Source organism: Tenggerimyces flavus (assembly GCF_016907715.1).
GTDB classification, from domain to species: Bacteria; Actinomycetota; Actinomycetes; order Propionibacteriales; family Actinopolymorphaceae; genus Tenggerimyces; species Tenggerimyces flavus.
Genome location: NZ_JAFBCM010000001.1, coordinates 5,298,100 through 5,322,538, shown reverse-complemented (window position 1 = coordinate 5,322,538; position 24,439 = coordinate 5,298,100). Strand labels below are relative to the sequence as shown.

General features: G+C 69.4%; 19 protein-coding genes and 1 tRNA gene. 5 read left to right on the top strand and 15 right to left on the bottom strand.

The window, feature by feature from the left end:
- Window positions 1–2 precede the first annotated feature (2 nt).
- The 7 genes from JOD67_RS24900 to JOD67_RS24870 form a co-directional block, all read right to left on the bottom strand.
- Entirely contained in the window at window positions 3–2,465 is a 2,463-nt protein-coding gene (locus tag JOD67_RS24900; protein ID WP_205120108.1) for a hypothetical protein, read from the bottom strand.
- A gap of 230 nt (window positions 2,466–2,695) precedes the next feature.
- Window positions 2,696–4,999, bottom strand: coding sequence for a polysaccharide lyase 8 family protein (locus JOD67_RS24895; RefSeq protein ID WP_205120107.1), 2,304 nt, complete (start codon window positions 4,997–4,999; stop codon window positions 2,696–2,698).
- 72 nt (window positions 5,000–5,071) lie between these two features.
- Window positions 5,072–5,923: a PT domain-containing protein gene (locus tag JOD67_RS24890; RefSeq protein WP_205120106.1), complete on the bottom strand. Its 852-nt coding sequence runs from the start codon at window positions 5,921–5,923 to the stop codon at window positions 5,072–5,074.
- Window positions 5,924–5,953: 30 nt separating this feature from the next.
- Window positions 5,954–6,451 (bottom strand): SigE family RNA polymerase sigma factor, encoded by a 498-nt coding sequence (locus JOD67_RS24885; RefSeq protein WP_205120105.1) that lies wholly within the window; start codon window positions 6,449–6,451, stop codon window positions 5,954–5,956.
- A gap of 59 nt (window positions 6,452–6,510) precedes the next feature.
- Window positions 6,511–7,617 (bottom strand): glycoside hydrolase family 183 protein, encoded by a 1,107-nt coding sequence (locus tag JOD67_RS24880; protein ID WP_205120104.1) that lies wholly within the window; start codon window positions 7,615–7,617, stop codon window positions 6,511–6,513.
- 199 nt (window positions 7,618–7,816) lie between these two features.
- A complete protein-coding gene (locus JOD67_RS24875; protein WP_205120103.1) occupies window positions 7,817–8,053 on the bottom strand; it encodes a hypothetical protein in 237 nt (78 codons plus the stop codon).
- Between the two features lie 14 nt (window positions 8,054–8,067).
- The gene (locus JOD67_RS24870) at window positions 8,068–9,741 is read right to left on the bottom strand and encodes a sodium:solute symporter family protein (protein WP_307782541.1); all 1,674 of its coding nucleotides are present in this window, start codon (window positions 9,739–9,741) and stop codon (window positions 8,068–8,070) included.
- A gap of 166 nt (window positions 9,742–9,907) precedes the next feature.
- Here JOD67_RS24870 and JOD67_RS24865 point away from each other — a divergent pair, with 166 nt between their 5' ends.
- Window positions 9,908–10,900 carry an NAD(P)-dependent alcohol dehydrogenase gene (locus JOD67_RS24865; protein WP_205120102.1) on the top strand — a complete coding sequence of 331 codons (993 nt, stop codon included), beginning with the start codon at window positions 9,908–9,910 and terminating at the stop codon, window positions 10,898–10,900.
- Here the strand turns inward: JOD67_RS24865 and JOD67_RS24860 are convergent.
- Complete coding sequence (locus JOD67_RS24860; protein ID WP_205120101.1) at window positions 10,825–11,613, bottom strand: class I SAM-dependent methyltransferase; 789 nt, start codon at window positions 11,611–11,613, stop codon at window positions 10,825–10,827. The two genes, JOD67_RS24865 and JOD67_RS24860, sit on opposite strands and share 76 nt — an antisense overlap.
- Before the next feature lie 69 nt (window positions 11,614–11,682).
- Between JOD67_RS24860 and JOD67_RS24855 the strand changes: the two genes are divergently transcribed.
- Both JOD67_RS24855 and JOD67_RS24850 read left to right on the top strand, forming a co-directional pair.
- Window positions 11,683–12,381, top strand: coding sequence for a phytanoyl-CoA dioxygenase family protein (locus JOD67_RS24855; protein ID WP_205120100.1), 699 nt, complete (start codon window positions 11,683–11,685; stop codon window positions 12,379–12,381).
- Between the two features lie 79 nt (window positions 12,382–12,460).
- The gene (locus JOD67_RS24850; RefSeq protein WP_239554035.1) at window positions 12,461–13,663 is read left to right on the top strand and encodes an MFS transporter; all 1,203 of its coding nucleotides are present in this window, start codon (window positions 12,461–12,463) and stop codon (window positions 13,661–13,663) included.
- Here JOD67_RS24850 and JOD67_RS24845 read toward each other — a convergent pair.
- The 6 genes from JOD67_RS24845 to JOD67_RS24820 all read right to left on the bottom strand — a co-directional run bounded on the left by JOD67_RS24845 (window position 13,660) and on the right by JOD67_RS24820 (window position 21,469).
- The gene (locus tag JOD67_RS24845; RefSeq protein ID WP_205120099.1) at window positions 13,660–13,800 is read right to left on the bottom strand and encodes a hypothetical protein; all 141 of its coding nucleotides are present in this window, start codon (window positions 13,798–13,800) and stop codon (window positions 13,660–13,662) included. The genes JOD67_RS24850 and JOD67_RS24845 overlap by 4 nt on opposite strands.
- Window positions 13,801–14,111: 311 nt before the next feature.
- Window positions 14,112–15,224 carry a hypothetical protein gene (locus tag JOD67_RS24840; protein WP_205120098.1) on the bottom strand — a complete coding sequence of 371 codons (1,113 nt, stop codon included), beginning with the start codon at window positions 15,222–15,224 and terminating at the stop codon, window positions 14,112–14,114.
- Between the two features lie 138 nt (window positions 15,225–15,362).
- The gene (locus JOD67_RS24835; RefSeq protein WP_205120097.1) at window positions 15,363–16,295 is read right to left on the bottom strand and encodes a hypothetical protein; all 933 of its coding nucleotides are present in this window, start codon (window positions 16,293–16,295) and stop codon (window positions 15,363–15,365) included.
- Entirely contained in the window at window positions 16,292–18,772 is a 2,481-nt protein-coding gene (locus JOD67_RS24830) for an Hsp70 family protein (RefSeq protein WP_205120096.1), read from the bottom strand. Before JOD67_RS24830 ends, JOD67_RS24835 begins: the two co-directional genes overlap by 4 nt.
- A complete protein-coding gene (locus JOD67_RS24825; protein WP_205120095.1) occupies window positions 18,765–19,271 on the bottom strand; it encodes a nucleotide exchange factor GrpE in 507 nt (168 codons plus the stop codon). Before JOD67_RS24825 ends, JOD67_RS24830 begins: the two co-directional genes overlap by 8 nt.
- Window positions 19,271–21,469, bottom strand: coding sequence for a hypothetical protein (locus JOD67_RS24820; RefSeq protein WP_205120094.1), 2,199 nt, complete (start codon window positions 21,467–21,469; stop codon window positions 19,271–19,273). Before JOD67_RS24820 ends, JOD67_RS24825 begins: the two co-directional genes overlap by 1 nt.
- A gap of 400 nt (window positions 21,470–21,869) precedes the next feature.
- On the opposite strand from JOD67_RS24820, the gene JOD67_RS24815 reads away from it, so the two are divergent.
- On the top strand, window positions 21,870–22,829 hold the full coding sequence (locus JOD67_RS24815; protein WP_205120093.1) for a phosphotransferase enzyme family protein: 960 nt from the start codon (window positions 21,870–21,872) through the stop codon (window positions 22,827–22,829).
- Between the two features lie 51 nt (window positions 22,830–22,880).
- Here JOD67_RS24815 and JOD67_RS24810 read toward each other — a convergent pair.
- Window positions 22,881–22,965 (bottom strand) — tRNA-Leu (locus JOD67_RS24810).
- A 113-nt stretch (window positions 22,966–23,078) separates the two neighbouring features.
- Here JOD67_RS24810 and JOD67_RS24805 point away from each other — a divergent pair.
- Window positions 23,079–24,401, top strand: a complete 1,323-nt coding sequence (locus JOD67_RS24805; protein WP_205120092.1) for a M20/M25/M40 family metallo-hydrolase — start codon at window positions 23,079–23,081, stop codon at window positions 24,399–24,401.
- Window positions 24,402–24,439: the final 38 nt, after the last annotated feature.

The window sequence follows — 24,439 nt, the reverse complement described above, 5'->3', positions numbered from 1 at the left end:
TCTCAGAGCACGATTGTGTCGGCGGCCTTGCGCCGACGGCCGTTGACGATGACGAACAGCAGGCCGGGTATCGGCGGGCAGTGCAGCACGATGCGGGCCGGTTTCTGCTTCCAGGTCTGGGAGAACGTCACAGCGAGCTCGCGCCCGTCGGCCTGCAGCTTGAACCGCAGCGACATTGGCCCGAACTGCGTCGGCATCCGTTCGAAGCTGGTCTCCTCGGTCGCGCTGATCCAGGCCAGCGGGCAGAGGCGCAGCAGGTGGAGCTCGCCCGGCGTGATCGCGTCGTCGATCACCGCGTGCCGTGCGGCCCAGGTGACGAGCGGCTGGACGAACAGCGACCCGTACATCGCGTTGCGGTGCTCGGAGGCGATGTACGTGTCCGGCGAACACGCGCCGATCATGAGGCCGTACATCCCTTCCAGGAAGCGATGCCGGTCCTTGAGCTGCCAGGTGTGGAACAGGTTCCAGCTGTAGCAGGGCTCGCCGCTGCTCTGCTCGTGGTCGAGCACGACCCGGTCCAGCGCGGTGTGGTGGTTCGGGTCGAACAGCTTGGTGTTCGGCCCGACGCGGAAGAAGTCGACGAACGAGCGCATCAACGGATCGCTCGCGTCCATCAGGCCGGACCACACCGTCGAGAGCGCGCCGGAGTCGAACGCCTCGAGGAACGGCCACGGGCTCTCCGGGCCTTCGAACTTGCTCGGCAGCACCGGATGCCTGCTGCCGTCCGGCGCCGTCCACTTCGGTGCCGTCGCGGCGGCGTCGCGCAGCGCCTTGGCGTACGTCGCCTTGAACCCGTTCGCGAGCGTGGCGAACTCCGCGGCTCGCGGATGGTTGAGCCGCTTCAGCAGCTCGACCGAGCTGGCCAGACCCTTGTAGTTCCACACCTGGATCCAGACCGACTGCTGCTCGACGCCGGTGTCGTTCGACGCCGCGGCGGGCATGAGGCCCTTGACGCCGGTGTGGTCGGTGTATTCGCAAACCCGCTTGATGAAATCGCAGGCCTTGATGATCAGCTCGAGCCACAGATCGATGAACGCCTGGTCTCGACTGAGCAGCGCGTGCCTGGCGACGGCTTCGAGGATCGCGCCGTGGTCGCCGAGCCAGTCGAACGACTGCAGGCTGAGCGGCGTGGCGAAGAAGCCGTCCTTGGAGAGCTGCGCGTACGCCTTGCCGGGTGGCTGGCGTTTGCCCTGGACGTCACGGTAGAGGTCGAGGTGCCGCGCGACGATCTCGTGCTGGCCGAGCAGGTCGAGGAACATGTGGCTGACCATCGAAGTCGGCGTGCTCCACAGCAGGTCGTAGCCGAACGAGCCGGTGAGGAACGTGTACTTGCCCGAGTCCGGGCTCTTCTCCGCGATGACCTCGGCGAGCTGGACGCTGCGGCGGAAGTACTCGTTGACGTGGTCTTCGGGGGTGCTGATCTTCGCCGCCTGCGGTGGGCGCCAGAACGTCTGGCACTCCGCGAGCGCGCCTTCGCGGCCCTGCGCCCACTCCCGTTCAGCCTCCGCCGCGGGCTGGGGGAGCATCGGGAGCAGGACGTCGATGTGGTTGCCGACCGTCACGGGCAGGCTGAGGTGCAGGTCGAAGACGTTCTCGTAACCGTCGGCCGGGCGCATGCTGATCGTGCCCTTGGCCGGCGTGCCGACGATCAGGCGGACGTCGTCGTTCTCGTCGCGGATCTTGACGGTGAGCGGTTTGCCCTCGGGGTTCCAGACGCGGTCCATCACCAACGGGTTCGCCAGTGGCGCTGCGGACGGCGTGAGCTGGATGGTGAGGAACGCCTCTTGTTGCTGGGGCGGCCCGACGAAGTGTTGGTAGTACAGGCCGCTGAGGCGGAGGACGAACTCGAAGTTCGCCGGTGCCTTCAGCTCGTCCACATGCGCGATCTCGTACCGCGTCCAGTTGTAGATCGGCTCGAGCGCGGTGTCGACTGCCTGGCCGCCTTTGATGTGGGCGAACTGCGACTGGCGGAGGACAAGGCCCTCCTGGCGCCGCCAGTCCGTACGGAGGACGGGAGTGTCAACGTCGGCTTGCCAGCTCTGGATGCCGACGCCGTAGTCGGTCTTGTACAGGTAGATGTTGTCTTCGGGCAGGTTGGGGAAACCGCCGCCGTCCGGCATGACCGGCGTGACCTGGAAGTCCTTGCCCTTGTAGGGCGTGAGGTACGGCTTGAGCGTGGGTGCGCTGCTCGGTGGCAGCGCAATCGCGGGTTGACAGATCGTCGCGCCGTTGTAGAACACGTCGAACCGGAACACGTGTCCCTTCCAGCCGACCGGAGTCCACACCTGTCGCTGCGGCGACCACCAGGTCTTCGCGACCTCGACGTTCGGCTCAGCCTTTGACTCGGGCGTGCTGGCGCTGCTCATCGGTGATCCCGTCTCCGGCTCCGCCCACGCGGTCGTGGGCGCGGCCAAACTACCCGCCGCGGCGCCTCCACCCAGCGCGAGCAGCGTCCTGCGGGTCATGTCCGCACGGGCCCCTCCGAGGTTGTCGTTCTCGTATTTCGTAAACGTTTCTCGAAATACGTTCGAACGGTAACCGCGCACAGGCGGGCAGCGCAATGAGATGGCCGAAGCCGGCTCCCGGCCAGCTCGCGCCCTGAGGCAAATGATCATGTTTACATGATCATTTGCCCCTTTACGTGGGGTGGACGCCAGGTAGGGGGGCCACTGGCCGGGTAAGGCGGCACGACGCGCTAGGCGGTGCGCACCTGGACGGACTTGGTGGAGCCGGCGGCTCCGGTGAGGTTGGCGTTGATCGTCAGCGGATTCAGCGACGTCACCTGGAGCCCGGCGTCGGCGGAGACGACCGAGGTCGCGGTGAGCGCGATGGTCGCCGTCATCGTGGTGGTGGCGTGCTTCGGGTCGGCGAGCGCCACGGTCGCCAGGCCCTCGCCGGTGGAGATCACGGCCGACACGCCCTGGTTCGCGGTGACGATGGACGCGGTGCCGGGCTGCCATAGGTTCGCGCACGTCACCCCGCCGGCGCGGACGACCTGCGCGTTCGACGTGTTCGCCAGCACCGAGGCGCCCTGGCTGGCGGCGAATGCCTCGGTCTGGGCGGGCGTGGCGGTCGGCAGCATGACGTACGCGTACGCCTGCCCGTTCGGGTTGATTCCGTGGTCGAGCCAGGCGGTCAGGTACGTGTGCGTGATCGGCGTCGTCAGCGCCCACGACTGGTGCGTGGTGATGTCCGCCCATCTCCGCGTCCGGACCTGCCGGATGAGGCCGAGGGTGACCGGCGCCGGGAAGACGTAGCCACCGGTGCCGGCGAGGTGCAGCCAACGCACCTTGGCGATCGTCGCTGTGTCGCCCGACGCGGGCACCACGACGGAGCCGTTGACGAGTACGGTCTCGTTCGCCGCCGCGGACAGCCGGCGGTTCTCCACCACGGTCTCGATCCGGTGCCCGCCGGTCGCCTTGATGCCGGTGCCGAGCGCGACCACGAAATCGTCGAAGCACATCCACGACTTCTGCAGGCCGAGCGTGCCGCCCTGCACCGCGACGTTCATGCCGCCGGCGGTATAGCGCCCACCCAGCGACGCGCCGCCGGCCCAGCGGTTCGGGCTCTTCGCTCCGGCGCCCTCGCCCTGAGCGCGGGACCGGACGTCGACGGTCGTGCCGGGCAGCCGGATCGGGTTGACCGTCGGCCAGTAGCCGTCGACGTACTGCCGGGATCCGTTCACGTACAGGTACGCGGCGCCCTCGGCGGTGGTCCAGCCGCGCAGGTTCTCGCCGTTGATCGACTCGAAGTTCGCGATTCGCGCGGAGTACATCGAGACGGCGAGCGCCCAGGTCGGGCGGCGGTGCACGATGCGGTCCATCCGCGGGAACACCTTGCTCACCACGAGCTCGCCCCGCCGCGCCACCGAGCCGTCCGCGACCAGCGCCCGTGCCGCCAGTAGCGACGGGACCGTGTCGGTCGGCGTCGGGTCGGACTCCGGGTCACACAGCAGCCACTCCTTCAGCACCGACCGCAGCCACGCGCGATCCGCCGCGGGCGCCGACGGAGCCAGCGCGAGACCGGCCTTCAGCACGCGCTGGTAGTGCACGCGTTCGGTCTCGTCGAAGCGCGCGATCGTCCGCCCGGCCACCGTGTCCATCAACGCGCCGCGCCACATCACCGGGTCGAACGAGTCGCGGTACCAGGCCATCACCGTGGCGGTGTTCACCTGCCACGTGGTGTTGGCGACCGTGCACGCCAGCGGGGCGATCGCCTCGAGCAGCAGCGTGCCGTACGTGCCGGTGTACGGGTGGGCGCCGTGCTGGATGAACGAGCCGTCCCGGTAGAAGCCGTCGCCGGACGTGACGTACGGGAACACCGGGCCCAGTCCGTTGACGCCGCTGCCGACCGCGGTCGCGTTGCCGGCGAGGACGCCCCAGCCGACGACCACGTACGACGACAGCGCGCGGTTGGCTGCGGTGCCGAACGGCGCGGGCGTGTAGTGCGCGACTGCCCTTGTGTACTTGGCGATCTGCGCCGCCGACAGCCGGTCGTACACGAGGACGATCGCGTCGTTGAACCAGGTCGGGCCGCTGATCTGCCACTCGTACCAGTTGCCGACGATCGAGCCGGTCTCCTTGTAGAAGTTCGCGACCATCCACTCGAAGCCGCCGATCAGGTCGGTCAGGAGGGTGGCGTTTCCCGCGAGGCGGCTGCCGGGGGTGGCGTACGCGAGTGCCATCGCCCGCAGCCGGTCGAACGACCTCGAGATCGCGAACGACTGGTGCTGGCTGAGCTGCGCGTCGCTCCACAGGTACGTGCGGTTCGCGGCCTTGTTCATCGAGTTCCACCACGACTGCGCGGTGTCCGCGATCCGCGTCAGGACCGGCGCGATCGCCGGGTCGGCGGGGTCGTACCCCTCGGCGACCAACTGCGCCCGCCACTGCTGCCGCATCAACGCGAAGTCGTCCGCCGCGTGCGCCCTGGTCGGTAGCGAGCCGACGATCGCGGCCGCGGCGCCCGACAACAGCAGCCCACGACGAGTCAGCGGGTTCATCGGCCGCACTCACCTCCGGCGACGGAAAGGCCTTTCTACGCCGTCACCCTAGGCGTCGCCGGAGGAGCGCTGTCAACGCACGGGCAGCTTCTTGCCACTCTTCCGCCAGCGCGGATCCTGGGCCAGCGCGGTCAGCTTGTCGACGCTGAACAGGGGGAGCGTCCGGGTCTTCGGCTCGCCCTTCTCGGCGATGGCGTTGTACGTCGTGAGCGACACGTGCAGACCGTCGGCGCGTCCCAGCGTCGCGGTGTTGTAGATCACGCCGAGGTCGCTCGGATGGCCCTTCGTGTACTCGGGCGTGTTCTCCATGGTCTGGACCACCGAGCCGTCGGGGAAGCGCTGGCAGTCGCCCGGCGGTTCGACCGGGCAGCGGAGCTCGTCGGACACGCCCTGGACCAGGACGGACAGCTCGGTGGCACCGCCGCCGTCGTCCACCGTGATCCGTGCGCCCGCGAAGCTCTCGTCGCCCCAGGTCTCGGGGTCGGAGATCTTGTAGCTCGGGGGCACGATGGCCCGCAGGACCGCGAGGGTGTCCTTCTGGGACGGGCTCCAGCCGGTGTCGCGCGACGAGGTGGGCCCGCCCGTCGGCTCGTTCTTTGGCTGCTTGCTTGGCGTCGCGGACGGTTGCTCGGACGGTTGCTCGGCCGGTTGCTCGGCCGGTTGCTCGGCCGCGGCGGAGGGCGTGGGCGGCGGATCGGCGACCTGGAGGTCGTTGCCGGGCAACATTGTTCGCACGGCGAACGCGCTGGTCGCGGCGAGCACGACGGCGGAGGCCGCCACGATGCTGATCCCTATCGTCCGGCGGCGCCGGAGCTGGGCGCCCCTGCGTACGCCGCGCTCGACCAGGGCCGCAGCGTCGGGCTGCTCGAGCCGGTCGGTCGCGCGCCGCATCAGCTCGGGCAGGAGCTCGTCGGTGTCGTTCATGGGTGCGTTCTCCACAGTGGTTCAGGTACGTCAGGACAGGGCGAGGTGGGCGAGGTCCGCGCCGAACACCGTCCGGATTCGGTTCAGGGCACGGGAGGTGCGACTTCGTACGGCGTTGGAGCTGGTGCCGAGATCGCGAGCGACCTGTTCGACGCTGCGATCTTCGAAGAACCGCAGCACCAGAACGGCGCGATCTTGAGGCGACAGCTCCGACAACGCCGACTGCAGGGCCATGCGGAGGGTTTGGTCGCCCTCGTTCGCCATCTTCTCTGGCACGGTCTCGGTCGGTCGTTCCGTCGAGCTGCGCTTGCGCCGCTGGGAGATGAACGTACGTACAAGCACGGTCTGCGCGTACGCGCTCGGGTTCTCCACCCGGTCCAGGCCGCGCCAGGCGAGGAACATCCGCGCCAACGTCTCCTGCACGAGGTCCTCGGCGAGGTGGTGGTCGGCGCAGAGCAGCCATGCCGTGCGGAACAGGTGAGGAGTCCTGGCCAGGGCGAACTCCTCGAAGTCCACTTTCGATCGCATCCGTGCCTCTCGGGTATGGGCCTTCTGTCTCTAAGACGCGATGACCCTGCCCGAATGTGTCACACGGATCCGACGAACTGGCTCATGTGGTACGCCGTCGACTGGCCGGCGCCGTTGCGACGCCAGGTCGAGACCATCAGATGGAGGCCGTCCGGCTCGCTGGTCGACCAGGGGTGGATGAAGCCGCCGTACAGGTTGGGCTCCTGCGCGATGGTGATCTGCACCTTCTCCGGCGTCCAGACCTGGTCGGGGCCGGCGGCGGTGCGGGTGACGATGTTCAGCGTGGTGGTGTTGAGGTACGCCATCACCCAGGTGCCGTCGGCCAGTCGCCGGACGGAGGGCTCGCCGAACCTGCCGGTGAGGATCGGGCTCGGTGGGCGGCCCCAGCCCCAGTTGCTGCCGTTCCACCCCCAGCCCTCGTACTCGGCGGGGAAGAACATCCGGTCCCAGCGGACCCTGCGCAGCATCATCGGGCCGTCCTGGCGGCCGGATCGGACCGAGAACACGTAGACGTAGTCGCCGTCGCGCTGCATCGACCACATCTGGAACGGGTCGGCGTTGTCGCCGTCGTTCATCCACTCCAGGTTGGTGCGAACGAAGTCGTTGCCGTTGTCGGAGTAGGCGAGCCCGGCGTAGCGGGACTTCCAACCGGCACCGCGCGGGCCGGGGTTCCAGTTCTCGATGCTCATGTAGCTGATGAGCTGGCGGCCGGTCTCGGGGAAGCTGATGCCGTCGTTCGGGATGACGGTGACCTCGAAGCGGCCCTCGTGGTCGTTGCCGTTGTGGCCGTTGTGCATGAGCTCCGGGGCTCTGCCGTTGCCCGCCACTCGTGCCGCGCTGTCGAACACGACGCCGCCTGGTTCGCCGGGGTGGATCGCGCTGCGGAGCATGACGGGGGAGCGCCAGTCCTGGCCGGACTCGGGCCACGGGGTGCTGAACGTGTCGCCGAACAGGTAGCCGATCGAGCCGTTCTCGAGGACGTACGGGATGCCGAGGTCCGTGCCGGCGACATGCCACCTGCTGGCCGTGTCCAGGTCCGCGCCGGTGAGGCGCTTCTTCCAGGTGGCGGCCTGCGCCTGGTGCGGGGCGATGATGTCGGGGATGGTGGCGGCTGCCACGCCCGCGCCGGCGACCGTACCGAGGAATGCTCTGCGGCTGAGGCTCATCCGTTCCTCCGTGCTGGCTCTCTGTGGGCCGGTCTGGTCGCTAGCTTGCCCACATTGGGAATCGATTTCTCGCCTCGGCTCCGGGAAACTTGTTTCTGGCCACTTGACGCCACGACGTCAGCCGTCGGGACGCAGTTTTGGTGCGGAGAAGCGAGCGCGAACGTGCGGACGTCCTCCCACGAAGACATAGGGCCGCGCGCTACTGCACGGCCACCGGGCGGAGGCGGGCCCAGAGGACGAAGACGATCGCCATCGCGGCCATCGCGAGGCCGGCCCAGAGGTTGGCGTTGACGTCGCCGGTCTTCGCGCGTTCCGCCGCCGTGTCCGCGAACAGGCCCAGCGCGATCAGCACGATGCCGTAGAAGCCGACCAGGGCCGCGATCACGTTGCGGACGTCGAACGCGCCTGCCTTGTGCGGTGCTCGAATGTCGCTCATGCCACAACCTCCGTTCAGTGAAAGACGATGTTCAATGCGATGACGAGAACGAGCGCGACGCCCGCGAGCTTCGTCGGCGACTGGTACCAGGGCGGCCGGCTGACCTCGGGGTCGGAGCGCTGCGACTTCGGTGTCTCCGAGTACACCAGCCCCACCAGCTCGGAGTCGGGCTTCGGCCGCGTCACCAGGCTGACCAGCACGCTCACCACGATGTCGAGCACGAACGCCACACCGGCCGCGACGAACGCCGCGCCCTGGCCGGGCAGGGAGATCACGCCGACCTCGTTCAGCGCCCAGACGAACACCGCGCCCGCCGTGCCGGACACCAGCCCGATCCAGCCGGCCGTCGCCGTCATCCGCTTCCAGAACATGCCGAGGATGAACGTCGCGAACAGCGGCGCGTTGAAGAACCCGAACAGCGTCTGCAGGTAGTTCATCAGGTTGCTGTAGCCGGCCGCGATCAGCGCCGTCCCGACCGCCAGCAAGGTCGCGCCGACCGTCGCCCAGCGGCCGACCTTGAGGTAGTACCCGTCGGGCTTGTCCTTGCGGACGTACCGCTGCCACAGGTCGTAGCTGAAGACCGTGTTGAACGCGGAGATGTTCGCCGCCATGCCGGCCATGAACGCGGCCAGCAGTCCGGCCAAAGCCACGCCGAGGAGACCGTTCGGCATGATGTCGCGGATCAGCAGCAGGATCGAGTCGTTGTACGTCAACCCGTTCGCCGATCCACCCGCCGCCTTGATCTGCGCCGCCTCCGGCACCAGGACGGCGGCGATCATGCCCGGGATCACGACGACGAACGGGATGAACATCTTCGGGAACGCGCCGATGATCGGCGTCCGCCGCGCCGCCGACATCGAGCCGGTCGCCATCGCCCGTTGCACCTCGACGAAGTTCGTCGTCCAGTAACCGAACGAGAGTACGAAGCCGAGGCCGAAGACGATGCCGACGACGGAGAGGAACGAGTTCGTGAAACCGGACAGCTCGAGCCCCGGCCACGAGGTGAGCTGGGTGGCTCCGCCCGGCGAGGCCGTGACCTTGTCGATCAGCCCGCTGACCCCGCCGACGCGGTGCAGGCCGATGAGTGTGAGCGGCAGGAGGGCGGCGACGATCACGAAGAACTGCAGTACCTCGTTGTAGATCGCCGCGGACAGACCGCCGAGCGTGATGTAGCTGAGCACGATCGCGGCGGCGACGAGCAGCGCGACCCAGAGCGGCCAGCCCAGCAGGCTGTTGACGACCGTGGCCAACAGGAACAGGTTGATGCCGGCGATGAGGATCTGCGCCACTGCGAAGCTGATCGCGTTCACCAGATGCGCGCCCGGGCCGAAGCGGCGGAGCATGAACTCCGGGACGCTGCGCACCTTCGAGCCGTAGTAGAACGGCATCATCACGACGCCGAGGAAGAGCATCGCGGGGACGGCGCCGATCCAGTAGTAGTGCATTGTCGCCATGCCGTACTCGGCCCCGTTGGCCGACATGCCGATGATCTCGACAGCACCGAGGTTGGCCGAGATGAACGCGAGGCCGGTGATCCAGGCGGGCAGAGATCTTCCGGAGAGGAAGAAGTCGAGGCTGTCGGAGATGCGTCGCCGGGCGGCGAACCCGATCAGCAGGACGACGGCGAAGTACACGACGACCAAGGCGTAGTCGACGAACGTGGCATCGATCCGCAGTGGGTTGTCCACTGGTCTCACTCCCTCAGCGACCAGGAGATTGGGCGGTTTCTCACCGTATTGATCTTCCCTCGCCCTGCCCATTCGACGCGTCAACGGATGACGCTGTGTGCTGGACGGCCGAGCGGCGTCGGCGAACGGCGCATCGAGCAACCCGAACGCGCCTACGCTGCGAGGAATGAGGGCAGCGATCTACGCCAGGTACGGGCCGCCGGAGGTCGTGCGTGTCGCGGAGGTCGACCGCCCGCGGATCGGCGACGGGGACGTGCTCGTCAAGGTCCATGCCGCCACCGTGAACCGGACCGACTGCGGCTATCGGGCGGCCCGGCCGGGCGTCATCCGGATCTTCACCGGCCTCAGGCGACCGCGCCGGCCGGTGCTCGGCACCGAGTTCGCCGGTGTGGTCGAGGCGCTCGGCGATGCGGTCACGACCTTCGCGGTCGGCGACCGGGTCTTCGGCTACAACGAGAACGGCGGGTTCGGGACCCACGCCGAGTACGTCGCCGTACGCGCGACCGGCATGCTCGCGAACATCCCCGCGAACCTCACGTTCGCCCAGGCCGCACCTGCCACCGAGGGCTACCACTACGCGCTCACGGCGCTGCGGACGGCGCGCGTCGAGGCCGGGCAGGACGTCCTCGTCTACGGCGCGACCGGCGCGATCGGATCGGCCGCCGTCCAGATCCTGAAGATCCAGGCCGTCAACGTGACAGCGGTCTGTGACACGGCGAACGTGGACGTCGTCCGAGCGTTGGGGGCCGACCAGGTCGTCGACTACACCGTGCGGGACTTCACCGAGACCGACCAGCGCTACGACGTGGTGTTGGACGCGGTCGGCAAGAGCACGTTCAAGCAGTGCAAGAAGCTGCTGAAGCCCACGGGCACGTACCTGTCCACCGACCTCGGCCCCTGGCTGCAGAACCTCCTCCTGCCGCTGGTCACCCGCGTCGGCGGCGGCAAGCGGGTGCGCTTCCCGATGGCGCCGCAGCCACCGGAGCTGATGGCCGAGCTCCGAGCCCACCTGGAGAGCGGAAGGTTCCGGCCGGTCCTCGACGAGCGGACCTACCCGCTGGATCAGATCGTCGACGCCTACCGCTACGTCGAGTCCGGCCGCAAGATCGGAAACGTCGTCCTCACCGTTGGCTTCGACCAGACGGAGACGCTGGAGTAGCTGTCGCCGGTGAACTCGGCTCGGTCCCAGCCGGCATAGCGTGCCACCAGGTCGAGCTCCGCCAGCTTGGCCATGACGTCCAGCTCGGAGGGCCAGACGTAACGATGGGGAGTCGACCCGGTCTCGACGACCTTGCCGTTGTCCAGCCGGTAGTGGTGGGAGACCAGGCGCTGGGTGACGAGGTCGTAGGTGTCGAAGATGAGCTGGTCGTCGCTGACCGTTCCTGGTACCACGGTCTGGCCCGGGGGTAGCAGGCGCAGCTGGGGAACCCAGACCTGGATCACGAAGTGACCGCCGGGTCGCAGATGCCGGGCGGCGTTCTGGAAGCAGGCGATCTGCTCGTCCTGGTGCAGCAGGCAGCTGATCGCGTTGGCGATGAGGTAGACGAGCCGGTAGTCCCGCCCGGGGGCGTCGGCGGTGGCCATGCTTCCTACGGTCGCGGGCAACTCGTCGGCTGGCATCGCGGCATGGAGGACGTCGATCATCGCCGGTGACACGTCGATCCCGGCCACGCGAACGCCACGCCGGGCCAGCGGGACCGCGATCCTCCCCGTACCGATGGCGAACTCCAATGCTGGACCCTCGCCGGCCAGCTGAGCGAGGAAGTCGATCATGGGAGTGGTGGCTTCGGTCTCCACTGCCTCGTCCGGGCTCCAGCCGGCAGCGATCCGGTCCCAGATCTCGCGTTGCTCGGCGCTGGAGTCCGTCACCATCGTGCGATCCTCACACCTGCGGCCCGTACCGGCCATTGAGTTTCGCTCGGTCGCGGACGGACGTGTGCCGTGCTCGACGACCTCGGGCTGGAAGACCTCGACGACCAGGGGCGCAAGGGCCGGCTGGAGTGGCTGCCCGACCTCGGTCAGCCGTTCGTCGATCTGATCGATGACGAGCGGATCCTGCCGTATCTGCTCGCATTCGTCGATGACTACGTACGACTCGACCACAGCTACGGGATCCAGATGATGGACGGCTCGCCGGGGCTCGGGCTGCACGGCGAACCGGACAACCGAGCCCCCAACTGCGCCTGGTACCACGTGCGCAACGGAGTCATCTCCGCCGGGCTCACCGTGGTCAGCTACGCGCTCACCGACGTCCCTGCCGACGCCGGCGGGTTCGTGTGTGTTCCCGGCAGTCACAAGGCGAACTTCTCCTCCCCGTACCTCGACCAGGCCGCCACCGCTGTGCGCGAGCACCTCGCCCATGCCGAGCTCCGCGCAGGAGACGCCGTGATCTTCACCGAGGCGCTGACGCATGGCTCGCTCGACTGGGCCGGCCCAAGCGTCCGTCGCGCGCTGTTCTACAAGTACGCCCCAGGACATGCCAGCTGGCTCGACTACCGCTGGGCGGAACGGGACCTCGAACGACTCACGCCCCGGCAGCGACAAGTGGTCGCACCACCCGGCGTCTTCGATGGAGTCACCGCACAAGCACGGCAGCCCATCGCCCTCGCCGACCAGGAGCATCGTCCTCACCGTGGCTGAAACCTGACGCCAGGCGGGTCGGCGAGGGGATTCGTGGCACGATCGCGTTCTTTGGTCGGCTGGGTGTTCGGGGGTTGGTATGGAGGGGCACGCGGTCAGTTATCGCGCCGTGTTCGGGGTGCGGGAGTTTCAGGCGCTGTTCGCGGCCTACACGGTCTCGGTCGCGGGGGATCAGCTGGCCCGGGTGGCGTTGTCGATTCTCGTCTACGACCGGACGGGGTCGCCGGCTTGGACGGCGCTCACGTATGCGCTGACGTTCCTGCCCGACCTGATCGGCGGGCCGCTGCTCTCCGGCTTGGCCGACCGCTACCCGCGAAGAGCCGTCATGATCGTGTGCGACGCCGCCCGCGCTGGGCTGGTCGCGCTCATGGCGGTCCCGAACATGCCGCTCCTGCTCGTCGTCGCCCTCCTGGTAGCCGTCCAACTCGTCGGCTCGCCCGCCACCGCCGCCCGCGGGTCGCTGTTGCCGCAGGTGCTCGGCGAGGACGCCTATCCGGCCGGCCAGGCGGCGATGCAGACCGTCTTCCAGATCGCGCTCGTCATCGGCTTCGTCGGCGGCGGGGGACTGGTCGCCACGATGGGGACGAGTGGCGCGCTGCTGGTGGACGCGGCCACGTTCGTGTTCGCGGCCGGCATCGTGTGGTGGCGGGTACGCCCCCGTCCCGCCGCCGCGGGGGACCAGGAAGTGGTCAAGCGCGGCTGGTGGAGCGACGTCGTCGCCGGCGCCGGGCTGGTCTGGGGCGACCTCAAGCTCAGGGCGCTCGTCGCGTTCGCCTGCGTCTCCGGCTTCTACGTCACCGGCGAGGCACTCGCGACGCCGTACGCGAAAGGCCTGGGCGGCGGTCCGCTCGCGGTCGGGCTGCTGTTCGCCTCGTACGCCGTCGGCTCAGCAGCAGGCATGCTGGCGCTCGGCAGACTGGACAAGCCCCTTCGGCTGCGGATGATGCCGCCGATGGCGGTGGCGAGCTGCCTCCCGCTCGTCGTCTGCTTCGTCAACCCGCCCTTGCCCGTCGTCGCAGCGCTGTTCGTCCTGTCTGGCCTGGGCGCCTCGTACAATCTGGTCGCGTCGACCACGTTCGTCCTCGCCGTTCCCGACGACCGGCGCGGCCAGGCGTTCGGGCTCGCGGTCACGGCGCTGCGCGTCGCGCAGGGCCTCGGCGTCGCGCTAGCCGGGCTCGCCGCGGAGTACGCGCGACCGCATCTCGTCCTCGGCGTCATCGGCACGCTCGGCGTCCTCTTCGCGCTCGGCGTCTGGCAGACCTGGCGACGAGCCAACGCCTAGTCGGAGGAGGAGCCGCCGCCGTCGGCGAGGTCGCCGGCCGTGTCCACGACCGCCCAACCGAGCAGCTCGGCGCCGCCTTCCTCGCCACGACGCCGCGAGAGTCGCCACACGCTGTCGGAGTCCGTTCCAGCGAGCATCATCCCGATCGTCGCGCGGGATCGTGACCTGCCGCTCGGTCTCAGCGGTCAACGTGAGTTTCCCGTTGTCCGCTTGGGCCAATCCACGTTCGACCAGGTCGGTCACCATCGCGTCGACCATGCGTCCGGGTCCGCCGCTGAGCATGCCCAACGTCTTCGGATCCTGGTCGAGCTGGCCGATCGCCTCGTCCATCCTTGCGCCATCCACAAGACGATCCCGGACGATCAGCGTGAGTGGTACGGCGATGCCGATCAGCACCGCGAGCCCGTAGAGAATCCACAGGCCGAGCATGCTCCCCCCCCGAATGCCCTTACTGCGTGAGGTTGTGACCCGTCACTTCGACCTGGAACACGTTCGGGAACTCTTCGTACACCCCGGCGCCGGGCTCGGTGCTGAGGTGCATCTGCTGGAAGTCGGCCCGGTGCACCCGCGCCTCGGAGTCGTTCAGGCTCGTCGTCAGCCACGTCTGCGTCTCGGGGCTCATGCCACCCATCGTGAAGTCCGTACTGGTGACGAGAAACTCGAAGATCCGCTCGTACTGCGCGTTGGGCAGGTTGTTGCCGAACCCGACACTCGCGCTGACGCTGTACGCCGTGTGGTCGCGGCAGATCAGCTCGTACTTCTCGGCGTCGGTCAGGCAGGGGTCGAACGCGAGGATCGTGTAAACCGCGCCCTTCTCCCGCTGCTGGCACTTGAGCGACTCGAGCTTGGTGTCGATCTTGCAGGTGAACTTCTTGCCTTCGTAGTTCTTCTTCAGATCCGCGATCGTCACGGCCGTGCTGCCGTGCGCGATCGGCGTTTCCTTCTTGCCCTTGGCGGCGAGGTCGAGGTAGTACGCCCGCTTGTCGTCGGAGACGAAGAGGCGCGACGTTCCCCAGGCGAGCGTCTGGTTGTTGTGCGTGCCGGCGCCGGAGACCTGGTCGTCGGTACGGCCGTTCAGCACCTTGGCGGCCTCGGCCTGGTCGAGCAGCGTGCCCTCGAGGGCGTGCACGGTCTTCTGGAACAGCGCCAGCGAGGCCTTCGTGTCCTCGAAGTAGCTGATCTTGACCTCGATCGCCGCGATCTTGCCGTCCGGGCCGGTCTGGATGTGGAGCTGCTGCTCATCCAGGCTTCGCGTGCCGGGCTCGAGGTAGCAGCTGTGCACGAGAATGGGCTCGGTGACGGCTTGGTAGCACGCGTACCCGGCCCGCTTCAGCCCCTCCTGGAGCTTGACGAGCTCGGCGCTCGGCTCGGGCGGCTGGTCGTCGTCGGTCGGCTCAGTCGAGGGCTCCGGCTCGGGCGTGGGCGCCGTCGTGGGATCGGAGGTCTCGGCGGGCTGCGTCGGTGCGTCGGACGTCGTCGTGCTGCCCGTCGTCCCGATCGTCAGCGCGGCCGCGATCCCCGCGCCGCCGAGGACGAGGTTCACGATCAGCAGGATGGTCATCGTCCGTACGCCTTGCCGCCTGGACTGCAGTCGATCCATAACTCCGCCCGCTCACGCCTGGAAATGCCTCGCGAACCGTATCCGAGGCTCGCCGTGTCTTCTGACGGGGAACCTGCCCAATGCGTTCCGCGCCGATACCTACGCCGCGCGCGGGGTGAGCAGCACGGTGACGGTGCGGTTCTGGCGAGCCGTCCGGAACGGGGTCTCGCGCTGGTCGGCGGCCTGCAATGTGAAGGCGGCGAGGGGGAGACCAGACGCCTCGCTCAGCTCTCGGGTCGCGGTCCGGGCGCGGGCGAGTGCGGTCGTGGAGCCGCCCGTCGGCTTGTCGGGGAGGGCGACCGAGTGGCCGACGACGGTGATCGCGGCGTCCAGCCCGCTGAGGCGTTTCCCCAACGCCGTAAGGGCATCGCGGCCCGTGGGAGTCAGCGCGGTGCCGTACGCGTACAGCCCCTGGGAGAAGAGGACCCGCACGGCACCCGACTGCCGGCGGACGACGACGCCCGGGCCGGCGACCTGCCGTGAGAGCTGGTCCAGCTTGGCAGCCAGCGCGGCCGCGTCGGAACGACTCCGCGCCTCGATCGCGGCGAGTTGCGCGGCCAGCTCCTCCGCACGCTCCCGGTCCGCGTTCACCGTCGGATCGGCCGTGGGAACAGGGGAGCCGGTCGACTGGGCAGCCGGCCGGGTGGGTGGCTGGTCGACGTCGCCGAGCCGTACCGCCCCGAACGCCAGTGCCGCGACCACCGCGACGCCCGCGACCGCGCCCGCAACGGGCGCGACCGGCCGAGGTCGGCGGCGGCCCGCGACGATCGCCGCGACGGTCTCGCGCCCCGCGGCGGCGGCAGGGTCGTCCGGCCGCAGGTCCTGCAAGCGGGCCCAGTACGTGTCGGCCTCCGACCACCGTTCCTGCTGCGCGCGGATCCGCGCCAACAGGTCCAGCAGCTCCGGCGTGGCGGCGCCCGCCTCGTCGAGCGCGACCAGTTCGTCGCCAGCCGACTCGAGGGAACCCCGCTGCGCGGCCTCGGCGGCACGGCTCAGCGCGAGTTGCGCCTGCAGCACGTCGAGAACGGTCACTTGATCAGCCCGATGATCTTGCTCTGCTCGTCCTGCGGGATCAGCCGGACGAGCCGCTGGTTGACCCGTTCCAACGCGCGTTCGTCGCCGGCCGAGATCGCCTGGTTGCCCTCCCGCACCAGGTCGTCCGCCTCCCGCGTCGGCGGCAGCAGACCGGGCTGCTCGGTGATGCCGTAGAACAGCCGCGACGGCCACCCAGGCTGGCGGCTCTCGAGCCGGACGAGGAACGCGGTCGTCCGCTCGATCTGGACCTGGACCGCCCGGAGATCCTGCTCGTCGATCGCGCGCTGGGCCTGCTCGCGCAGCTGCGCGAGCTCCTGGTCGTCGCGGGCGGCGTTCGTCCGCGCGGCCAGCGCACTGGCCTCGTCGAGCAGCTCCAACAGCTGCCGTACGAGCGGCGGCAGCTTCGCGGCGTCACCCACGTCGTCCAACTGGGCGTGCAGGTCGCGCAGCCGGTCCTCCGCGGTCGCGGCCGCGCCGGCGTCGGTCGAGGCAGCTCGGACCTGTTCGCGGACGGTGGTCAGCGTGCCCTCTGCCTCCAGCTTGGCCAGCCGTTCGCGCACCTCCGGGAGGTCGTCCGACGCGCGTGCCTCGTCGAGGCGGCGCTCCGCCTCCGCGAGCTGCTGGTGCAGCGACTCCGCGGTCGGCGTACGGATCGAGTCGAGGTCGATCTCGGCCTCGAACTGCGCCTGGATCAGCGGGACGTCGGCGACGACGGTGACGAGGTTCGACGCGTCGACCTCGAACGTCACCTCGACCTCGGTCCCGGCCGGCAGGTCGAGCCGGACGTCGACGGGGCGGATCTCGAGTGTGCCGACCAGTCGGTTCCGATCCGCGCGGGGCCGCTCGCCCTGCACGACCGGGATCCGGATCACCGCCTCGTCGTCGCGGCGGTGCAGCGCCTGCGCGGTCCGGAACGTCTCCCGGGCTTGCGTCGGAACGACCGCGCCCTTGCGCAGGATCGGCGAGAACCCGCGGTCGGCCAGCTGGATGCCGAGCGAGTGGGTCAGCCGGGCGCCGCCGAACTCGACCTCGCGATGGGTGATCGACAGCGTGTTCGGGGTCAGCTTCTGCGGCGCCCCGGTCGGGTCGTACAGCTCGAGGGTGAAGCGGGACGTCCGGCGTTCGTCGATGGTCACCTCGGCGGCGAACGCGCCGGCCCGGTTCAGCGCGATGTTCGCCGAGCGGAACGGTGGCATGCCGTCCGGATTCGCCAGCACGACGGAGAACCCGGTCCAGTCCAGCTCGCGGCCGGCCCGCAGCCGTCCGGCCACGGTCGGGGTGGTGGTCGTGACGCTCGGCTCGTACGCGAGCTGGACGCCGTACTCGCCGGCCGCGGGCGCCGTCGCCGCCGGAGCGGGATGCCTTACGGTGCTGGCGAAAACGGCGGCTCCGTGCGCCACCACCGTGGTCGGGTCGAGCCTGGTGTCGAGCTCGATCCCGAGTCCGGCCTGGGGGTCGGCGAGGCGTTCGCGCAGCCCCGGCGTCAGGGTGACGCCGCCGACCAGCAGGAGCTTGTCGATCGCGTCCGCCGCCAGCCCGCTGTCGCGCATCGCCTCGCGGCAGAGGTTGATCGCGCGGACGTAGTACGGCTCCGCGACTTGGTCCAGCTCGCCTCTCGTCAGCGTGTACTCGAACATCTCGGTCATACCTGATTGGGTATCGAGCTCGACCATGACCGCGGTCGACGCGGTCCGCGACAGCGCGATCTTCGCCTCCTCGGCGGCCGTCTTCAGCCGGGCGAAGCTGTGCCGCCAGGCCGGGTCGTCGCGGCGGAAGTTCGTCAGCCCGAGCTCGCGGGCGGCGGCCGGCGCGAGCACCCGGTCGACCAGCGCCCAGTCGATCAGCTTGCCGCCGAGGTAGGAGTCGCCGGCGTGGTTGAGTACCCGCAGGTCGCCGTCGCGCTTGCTCACGACAGCGGCGTCGAACGTTCCGCCGCCGAAGTCGAACACCATCCAGTACGCGCGGTCGGAGGCGTCGCGGAACCCGTACGCGAACGCGGCGGCGGTCGGCTCCTGCACCAGCGGGCACCCGGGCACGAACCCGGCCAGCACCGCGGCCTCGACCGTCGCCTTGTTCTGGTTCAGCGAGAACGAGGCTGGGACGGTGATCACGGCTGCGGTCGGCGGCGGGCCGTTCAGGTACGAGGCGGCGTCGGCGCGGAGCGCCTTGAGGATCTCCGCGGACAGCTGCGGCGGCGTGAGCCGTACGCCCGCGCGGGCGAAGCTCTTGCCCGCGTCGGCCAGACCCATCTCCAGCTTGAACTCGACCGCGGTGTTGTCCGGGTCGAACTCGGCTCGGTCGCGTGCCTTCTTGCCGACCTGGATCAGCCCCGGTCTCGGCAGCCAGACCGCGGATGGGGTGATGTCGCGGCTGTCGTCGTTGCTCTTGATCACCGTGACCGTGTCGCCGTCGGCCACCGCGATCGCGCTGTTGGTGGTCCCGAGGTCGATGCCGAAGTCGATCGTGTCACGCATGGCTGTCCTCGGGGTCGGCGGTGGGTACGGCGACGATCACCTGGGCGGTCTGGATCCGGCGGCCGTGCTGGTAGACGGCCGGGCGTACGGTCTCGGCGACGGTCTCGGCGCCAACGTCCGGGTCCTCGGAGTAGACGAGGACCTCGATGGACTTGCCGGCGTGGAACGGCTCGCCGTCGTGGTCCTGGACGGTGAGTCCGGCTTCGGCGAGCGCTTCGGCACAGGTCCGCAGGTAGCGTGCGGCCTGCTTGGACTGCGAGTCCGGCTTGCCCTGCGCGAGCTTGCGCTGCGCCCGCCACAGCTGCGTCGCCGCGGTGGCCATCGAGCCGTCGTCCAGGGTGTCGCCGGTGGGCACTGGTTCTTGCTCGGCTGGCTGGGTGAGCTCCGCGAGCTCGTTCAGGTACCACGCCAGGTCGTCGCGTTGGGCCTCGGGCCAGCGCGGCGGCGCGATGCGAAACGCCTTGTGCTGCCGCCACTGGCGGGTGCTCAGCCAGCTCATCACAACCGTCCCTCCCACGGCTTGCCGTCGACGCGATGCGCCGCGCAGAACGTATAGATCGTCAGCTTCGGGTTGTCCCACCAGGTCTTGTCCGGGAAGCCGACCGAGGTTGTGAACCCTTCTCGGCGCGAGATCAGCTTCGCGCACGCCTGCTTGGCCCGGTCGAACACCGCCTTGTCGCCAGGCCACTTCTCGCCTTGCTTGCCGATGGCCGGATAGCCGACCACCTGAGCCCAGTGCTTGGCCTCGCAGCGTACGACCGGGACCTTGCCGATCACGCCGCCCTGGGCGATCTTGCCCTGGCTCTGGATGCAGGTGCCGACCGGCGCGTTGGCGGCGATCGCGCCGCCGTACAGCTCCATCTGCACTGGCATCGGGACGTCCGGCACGGCGGTCTTGAGCTTGCGCCCGGCCGAGATCGGTTGGTCGTCGGTGCCTCGGAGGATGCAGACCGCGTAGTTCTCGTACTCGTAGCCCTCGACCTTGCCGGTGTTCCAGTCCTTGGCGCGGGAGTGGACCTCCTCGGCCTGGTACAGCCTGGGCAGCCGTTGCCGCGCCAGCTGCTCGCCGCAGGAGAACGTCGCGAGTGCGGTCGCCTGGTCGTCGCCGGGGTAGGGGCCGGGGACCGGGCCGAGCCGCACGTACCCGAGGATCTCGGCCCAGTGCGGCTGGCCACAGTCGATGGAGCGGAGTGCGCCGGGATTCGCCCGCCAGTCGCCGTTCTGCTCGTCCAGGCAGGTGCCGACCTTGGCGTTGTCGGCGATCTTGGCCGCCCACGCGTTCACCGCGTTGGGCCCCGGCCCTTCCTGCCCGAGCTGTCCGATCAGCGACCCGAGCGTGCCCCATTGGTAGAGCGCGAACACGACCGCGGCGGCGACCGCCAGCCAGAACACGACCCGGCCGGTCCGGCCGCGGCGCTTCGGGCGTTTCGGGCGCTTCGGACGACGCGCGCGCGGGGGCCGGGTCGGAGTCGGTCGCGTGGCCGCGGGCTTGTACGTACCCCGGCGTTCCTGGTGCCGGCGCGTGAACGTGCCGGCCTTGATCTCCGCGAGCATCCGGTCGACCGCGTCCCGCACAGGTTGCGCGTCGGTCGAGCGATGGACCTCGTGGAGCGTGAACAACGCCGCGAACTCGCCGCGGCGGGTGTACTCGTCGTAGATCCGCTGCTCGAAGTCGCCCAGCACCTGGGCGCTCGTCCGGAGTGCCTGCTGGTTCTCGGCGACCAGCGCCTGCTCGCGCGGGTCGATCGCCAGTTCGGCCGCGAGGCTGAGCCACGTCTCGGCCCGGCCGTCGGTGACGTCGCCGGTGTCGAGCAGCTTGACCGCGCAGTTGTTCAGCAGGATCGCGAGCTGGTCGTGCAGGGTCGCGGTGCGGTGGTGCCGGGCCGGTGGCAGCAGCGCGTCGAGCTTCTCGAGCAGGGGGAGGAGGGTGCGCTGGATGTCGTTCGCGACCGGGTCTGGCGGGCCCTCCGCCTGGAGCTGGTCGGTGAGCCTGAGCCTGTGCGCGTCGAGCTCTTCGTACAGCGGCTGCGCGGCGCGCTCGAGCAGCTGGGTGGTGAGCTCGTTCTCGGCCGGCCAGGCGTTGGCGAGTGCCGCCAGCCTCGGCGCCTCGGCGGGGTTGGCGGTGGCGAGGTCGGTGAGCGGCTTGAGCAGGGCGCGGGGGAGCTCGTCCTCGATGCCGTCGAGCGCGCGCAGGTCGAGCTGCCGGTCGTCCAGCTGCTCGACCCGGCTGACGAGGTGGTCCCAGGTCTCCTCGCTCTCGAGCACGTTCGCCCAGAGGTGGCTGGCCGCCTTCCAGTACGCGTCCCGTTCGGCTGGGGATTGTGTGCCCGCCAGCTCGGCCTCGATCGCCGTGGCGTGCGCATCGACCGCGGCGTCGTGGCGGCGGTGGAAGTCCCGCTCGCACTCGCAGGCGCTCACGTCGTCGCCCCAGGGCCCGAACACCTCGTGCACGAGGCGTCGGCGCGGGTCACCGAGAATGAGGTCGCAGGCGGCCTGGAGCTCGTGCGGATCCCTGGACGCGGTGGTGCCGAAGTCGACGTCGGCACCGACCTCGAGGGCCGCCTTGAGGCGCTGCAGTAGCTGTCTGGTCGTGCGCCGGTCGACGTTCGCCGGCAACCCGCTCAGCCGGAACGCGTTACGCCGGTACAGCTCCGCGCCCGCGAGCGAGCGCAGCTCACCGACGATCGCGTCCGTCAAGTCCCGCCCCGTATCCAGGTCGCCTCATCGACTGGTCACAGTCTCTGTTCTTTGTATCCCCTCGTCCACCGGCGCGAACCCGACGGGTTGAGTCCGTCCGGTCCCGGACTCTGGCAACCGAGGTTCTCGACTCACCGCTCGCGAGTTACCTGGTCCTCGCCTGAGGCGACCGCGTTGTCGGTGGCCAGCGAAAGACTTAGCCCCGGCGACCTGACCGAGGTCAGCGGTCCACCGGGGCTTTCAGATGCAGGCTACCGCGAGGAGGATGGCCGGGACATCGGAGGTTTCGCGCTGCTAGGCAAGCGGCCGTGATCGCCGGCCTTGGGCATCTCCCAATGGCCGGATCCGGTCAATGGAGAAGTCGTGCGGGCAAGGACCGTGCGCGCCTAGCGTGCCGGGCATGGATGAACGCGGGGCTCTGGCTGGCTGGACGAGCGTTGTCGGTCCAGCGGCCCGGGTCGAGCCGATGGAGAAGGTCAACAACCCGATTTGGAAGGTCACCGGCGAGGACGGGCGGGAGTGGGTGCTCAAGCACCTGCCGGAATGGCCACCCGGAGTCGGCCCTGTCGAGGAGTACCGGGTGCTGTGTTACCTGCAGGCCGGCGGACTGCCCGTGGCGGTGCCGGTCGTCACCGACGATGGGCTGATCGCGTACAACGCCGACAATCTCGGGACCGACCCGGTAGAGAAGCAGCCGACCGGCCCTGACGCGTACGTGCTCATTCCCCTGCTCCCCAACGATCCTGAGCTCAAGGAGTCGCCGGAGGAGGCGCACACGATCGGCCGCGGCATCGGCCGGCTCGACAGCATGCTGGCCGCGTGCCCGTGGCGGGTGACGTCGTTCACCGACGATCCCGCGCCGGACATCCTCGGCGACGACTACGCCAAGCTGCCGGCGGAGCTGCGCGACCTGGTCGATCCCTTGCGGGAACGCCTCTGGGCCGCGCTCACCGACCTGCCCACCCAGCTCACCCACGGCGACTGCAACGTCGGCAACGTCCTCGTCCACGACGGCGAGGTCACCGGCTACATCGACCTCGACCACCTGCCGCACGGCCCAGGAGTCGGCGACCTCAGCTGCTACCTCGCCAGCCGCCTCCGGGGCCAGATCATCGACGGCGATCCCCAGGCCATGACCGCCGTCCTGCGGCACTATGTCGCCGGCTACCACGAGATCCATCCGTTGACCGAACGCGAGCTCGCGGCCGTCGTCCCACTGCTCCTCACGTCCCTCGTCGGCGGGGCCGGCTGGTCCCTGCACGGCTGGGTGCCCAATCCGAACGGCTACCAGCGCAACCTACGAGCCATCACCTGGATCGCGCCCCGCTACGACGAAACGGTCGTCGCAGCGGCCCTGTGAACGAAGAAAGCGGGCGGTCGACGTACTCGACTGCCCGCTCCTGAATTCGTGTGTCCGAGGGGGGACTCGAACCCCCATGCCCTACACGGGCACTAGCACCTCAAGCTAGCGCGTCTACCTATTCCGCCACCCGGACCAGCGCACGCATTTGCTCTCGCGGCGCGGCGCTCACTGTAGCAAACGGTAGCTGATAGGCCCGCCAGGTGGCTCGGCGTTTACGGTTCGGGCGCGCCGGGAGAGGATGGCGGCATGACTGAGCGGGTGGAGTACCGGCCAGAGGCTGAGGTCGTCGAGCTGTGCCGAGACCTGATTCGGATCGACACCTCGAACTACGGGGACGGATCGGGGCCGGGGGAGCGGAAGGCCGCGGAGTACGTCGCCGAGAAGCTGTCCGAGGTCGGGATCGAGCCCACGCTCTACGAGTCCTCGCCCGGGCGTACGACCGTCGTCGCCCGCTGGGAGGGGACCGACCCTGCCGCGGAGCCGCTGCTCGTGCACGGTCACCTCGACGTCGTACCCGCCCAGGCGGCGGACTGGACCGTGGACCCGTTCTCCGGCGAGATCCAGGACGGCTGCGTCTGGGGCCGCGGCGCGGTCGACATGAAGGACTTCGACGCGATGGTGCTGTCGGTCGTCCGTTCCCGCGAACGCGCCGGCGCGCGGCCGCGGCGGCCGCTCGTTCTGGTCTACACGGCGGACGAGGAGGCCGGCGGGTACGACGGCGCGCACTGGCTGGTCGACAAGCACCCGGAGCTGCTCGCGGACTGCAAAGAGGCGATCGGGGAGGTCGGCGGGTTCTCGTTGACGATCCGCGACGACCTGCGGCTCTACCTGATCCAGGCCGCCGAGAAGGGCATGGCCTGGATGCGGCTGCGCGCTCGCGGGACCGCGGGACACGGGTCGATGACGAACGACGACAACGCGGTGATCGCGCTCGCCGAGGCCGTCACGCGCATCGGCCAGCACAAGTGGCCGCTGCGGATCACGCCGACGGTGGCGGCCTTCCTGGCCGAGCTGTCCGACGTCTTCGGCGTCGACCTCGACCCCAAGTCGGCGGACCTCGAGGCGACGGTGGCGAAGCTCGGCACGGCCGCGCGGATGATCGGCGCGTCGCTGCGCAACACCGCGAACCCGACGATGCTCGAGGCCGGCTACAAGCTGAACGTCATCCCCGGCGAGGCCATCGCGTACGTCGACGGCCGCTTCGTCCCGGGCGCGCAGGAGGAGTTCCTGACCACGATCGACTCGCTGATCGGCGACAAGGTCGTGCGCGAGATGGTCAACCTCGACGTCGCGCCGGAGGCCGAGTTCGCCGGAGGGCTGGTCGAGGCGATGAAGGCTTCGCTGATCGCCGAGGACCCCGCCGCCCGCCCCATCCCGTACCTGATGTCGGGCGGCACGGACGGCAAGGCCTGGAGCCGGTTGGGCATCCGTTCGTACGGCTTCGCGCCCCTGAAGCTGCCCGCCGACCTGGACTTCGTCGGCATGTTCCACGGCGTGGACGAGCGAGTCCCGACCGACGCGCTGGAGTTCGGGACGAAGGTCCTGGACCGGTTCCTCGACCAGGTCTAGCCGCCGACCACCCGCTCGAGCGATGTGACGACACAATG

Bases quoted from the DNA above. Each gene is read 5' to 3' on its own strand.
- JOD67_RS24890 (WP_205120106.1), bottom strand. From the start codon at position 5,923: ATGAACGACACCGACGAGCTCCTGCCCGAGCTGATGCGGCGCGCGACC.
- JOD67_RS24805 (WP_205120092.1), top strand. From the start codon at position 23,079: ATGACTGAGCGGGTGGAGTACCGGCCAGAGGCTGAGGTCGTCGAGCTG.
- JOD67_RS24850 (WP_239554035.1), top strand. From the start codon at position 12,461: ATGGAGGGGCACGCGGTCAGTTATCGCGCCGTGTTCGGGGTGCGGGAG.
- JOD67_RS24865 (WP_205120102.1), top strand. From the start codon at position 9,908: ATGAGGGCAGCGATCTACGCCAGGTACGGGCCGCCGGAGGTCGTGCGT.
- JOD67_RS24840 (WP_205120098.1), bottom strand. From the start codon at position 15,224: ATGACCATCCTGCTGATCGTGAACCTCGTCCTCGGCGGCGCGGGGATC.
- JOD67_RS24875 (WP_205120103.1), bottom strand. From the start codon at position 8,053: ATGAGCGACATTCGAGCACCGCACAAGGCAGGCGCGTTCGACGTCCGC.
- JOD67_RS24830 (WP_205120096.1), bottom strand. From the start codon at position 18,772: ATGCGTGACACGATCGACTTCGGCATCGACCTCGGGACCACCAACAGC.
- JOD67_RS24895 (WP_205120107.1), bottom strand. From the start codon at position 4,999: ATGAACCCGCTGACTCGTCGTGGGCTGCTGTTGTCGGGCGCCGCGGCC.
- JOD67_RS24860 (WP_205120101.1), bottom strand. From the start codon at position 11,613: ATGGTGACGGACTCCAGCGCCGAGCAACGCGAGATCTGGGACCGGATC.
- JOD67_RS24825 (WP_205120095.1), bottom strand. From the start codon at position 19,271: ATGAGCTGGCTGAGCACCCGCCAGTGGCGGCAGCACAAGGCGTTTCGC.
- JOD67_RS24845 (WP_205120099.1), bottom strand. From the start codon at position 13,800: ATGCTCGCTGGAACGGACTCCGACAGCGTGTGGCGACTCTCGCGGCGT.
- JOD67_RS24885 (WP_205120105.1), bottom strand. From the start codon at position 6,451: ATGCGATCGAAAGTGGACTTCGAGGAGTTCGCCCTGGCCAGGACTCCT.
- JOD67_RS24880 (WP_205120104.1), bottom strand. From the start codon at position 7,617: ATGAGCCTCAGCCGCAGAGCATTCCTCGGTACGGTCGCCGGCGCGGGC.
- JOD67_RS24900 (WP_205120108.1), bottom strand. From the start codon at position 2,465: ATGACCCGCAGGACGCTGCTCGCGCTGGGTGGAGGCGCCGCGGCGGGT.
- JOD67_RS24815 (WP_205120093.1), top strand. From the start codon at position 21,870: ATGGATGAACGCGGGGCTCTGGCTGGCTGGACGAGCGTTGTCGGTCCA.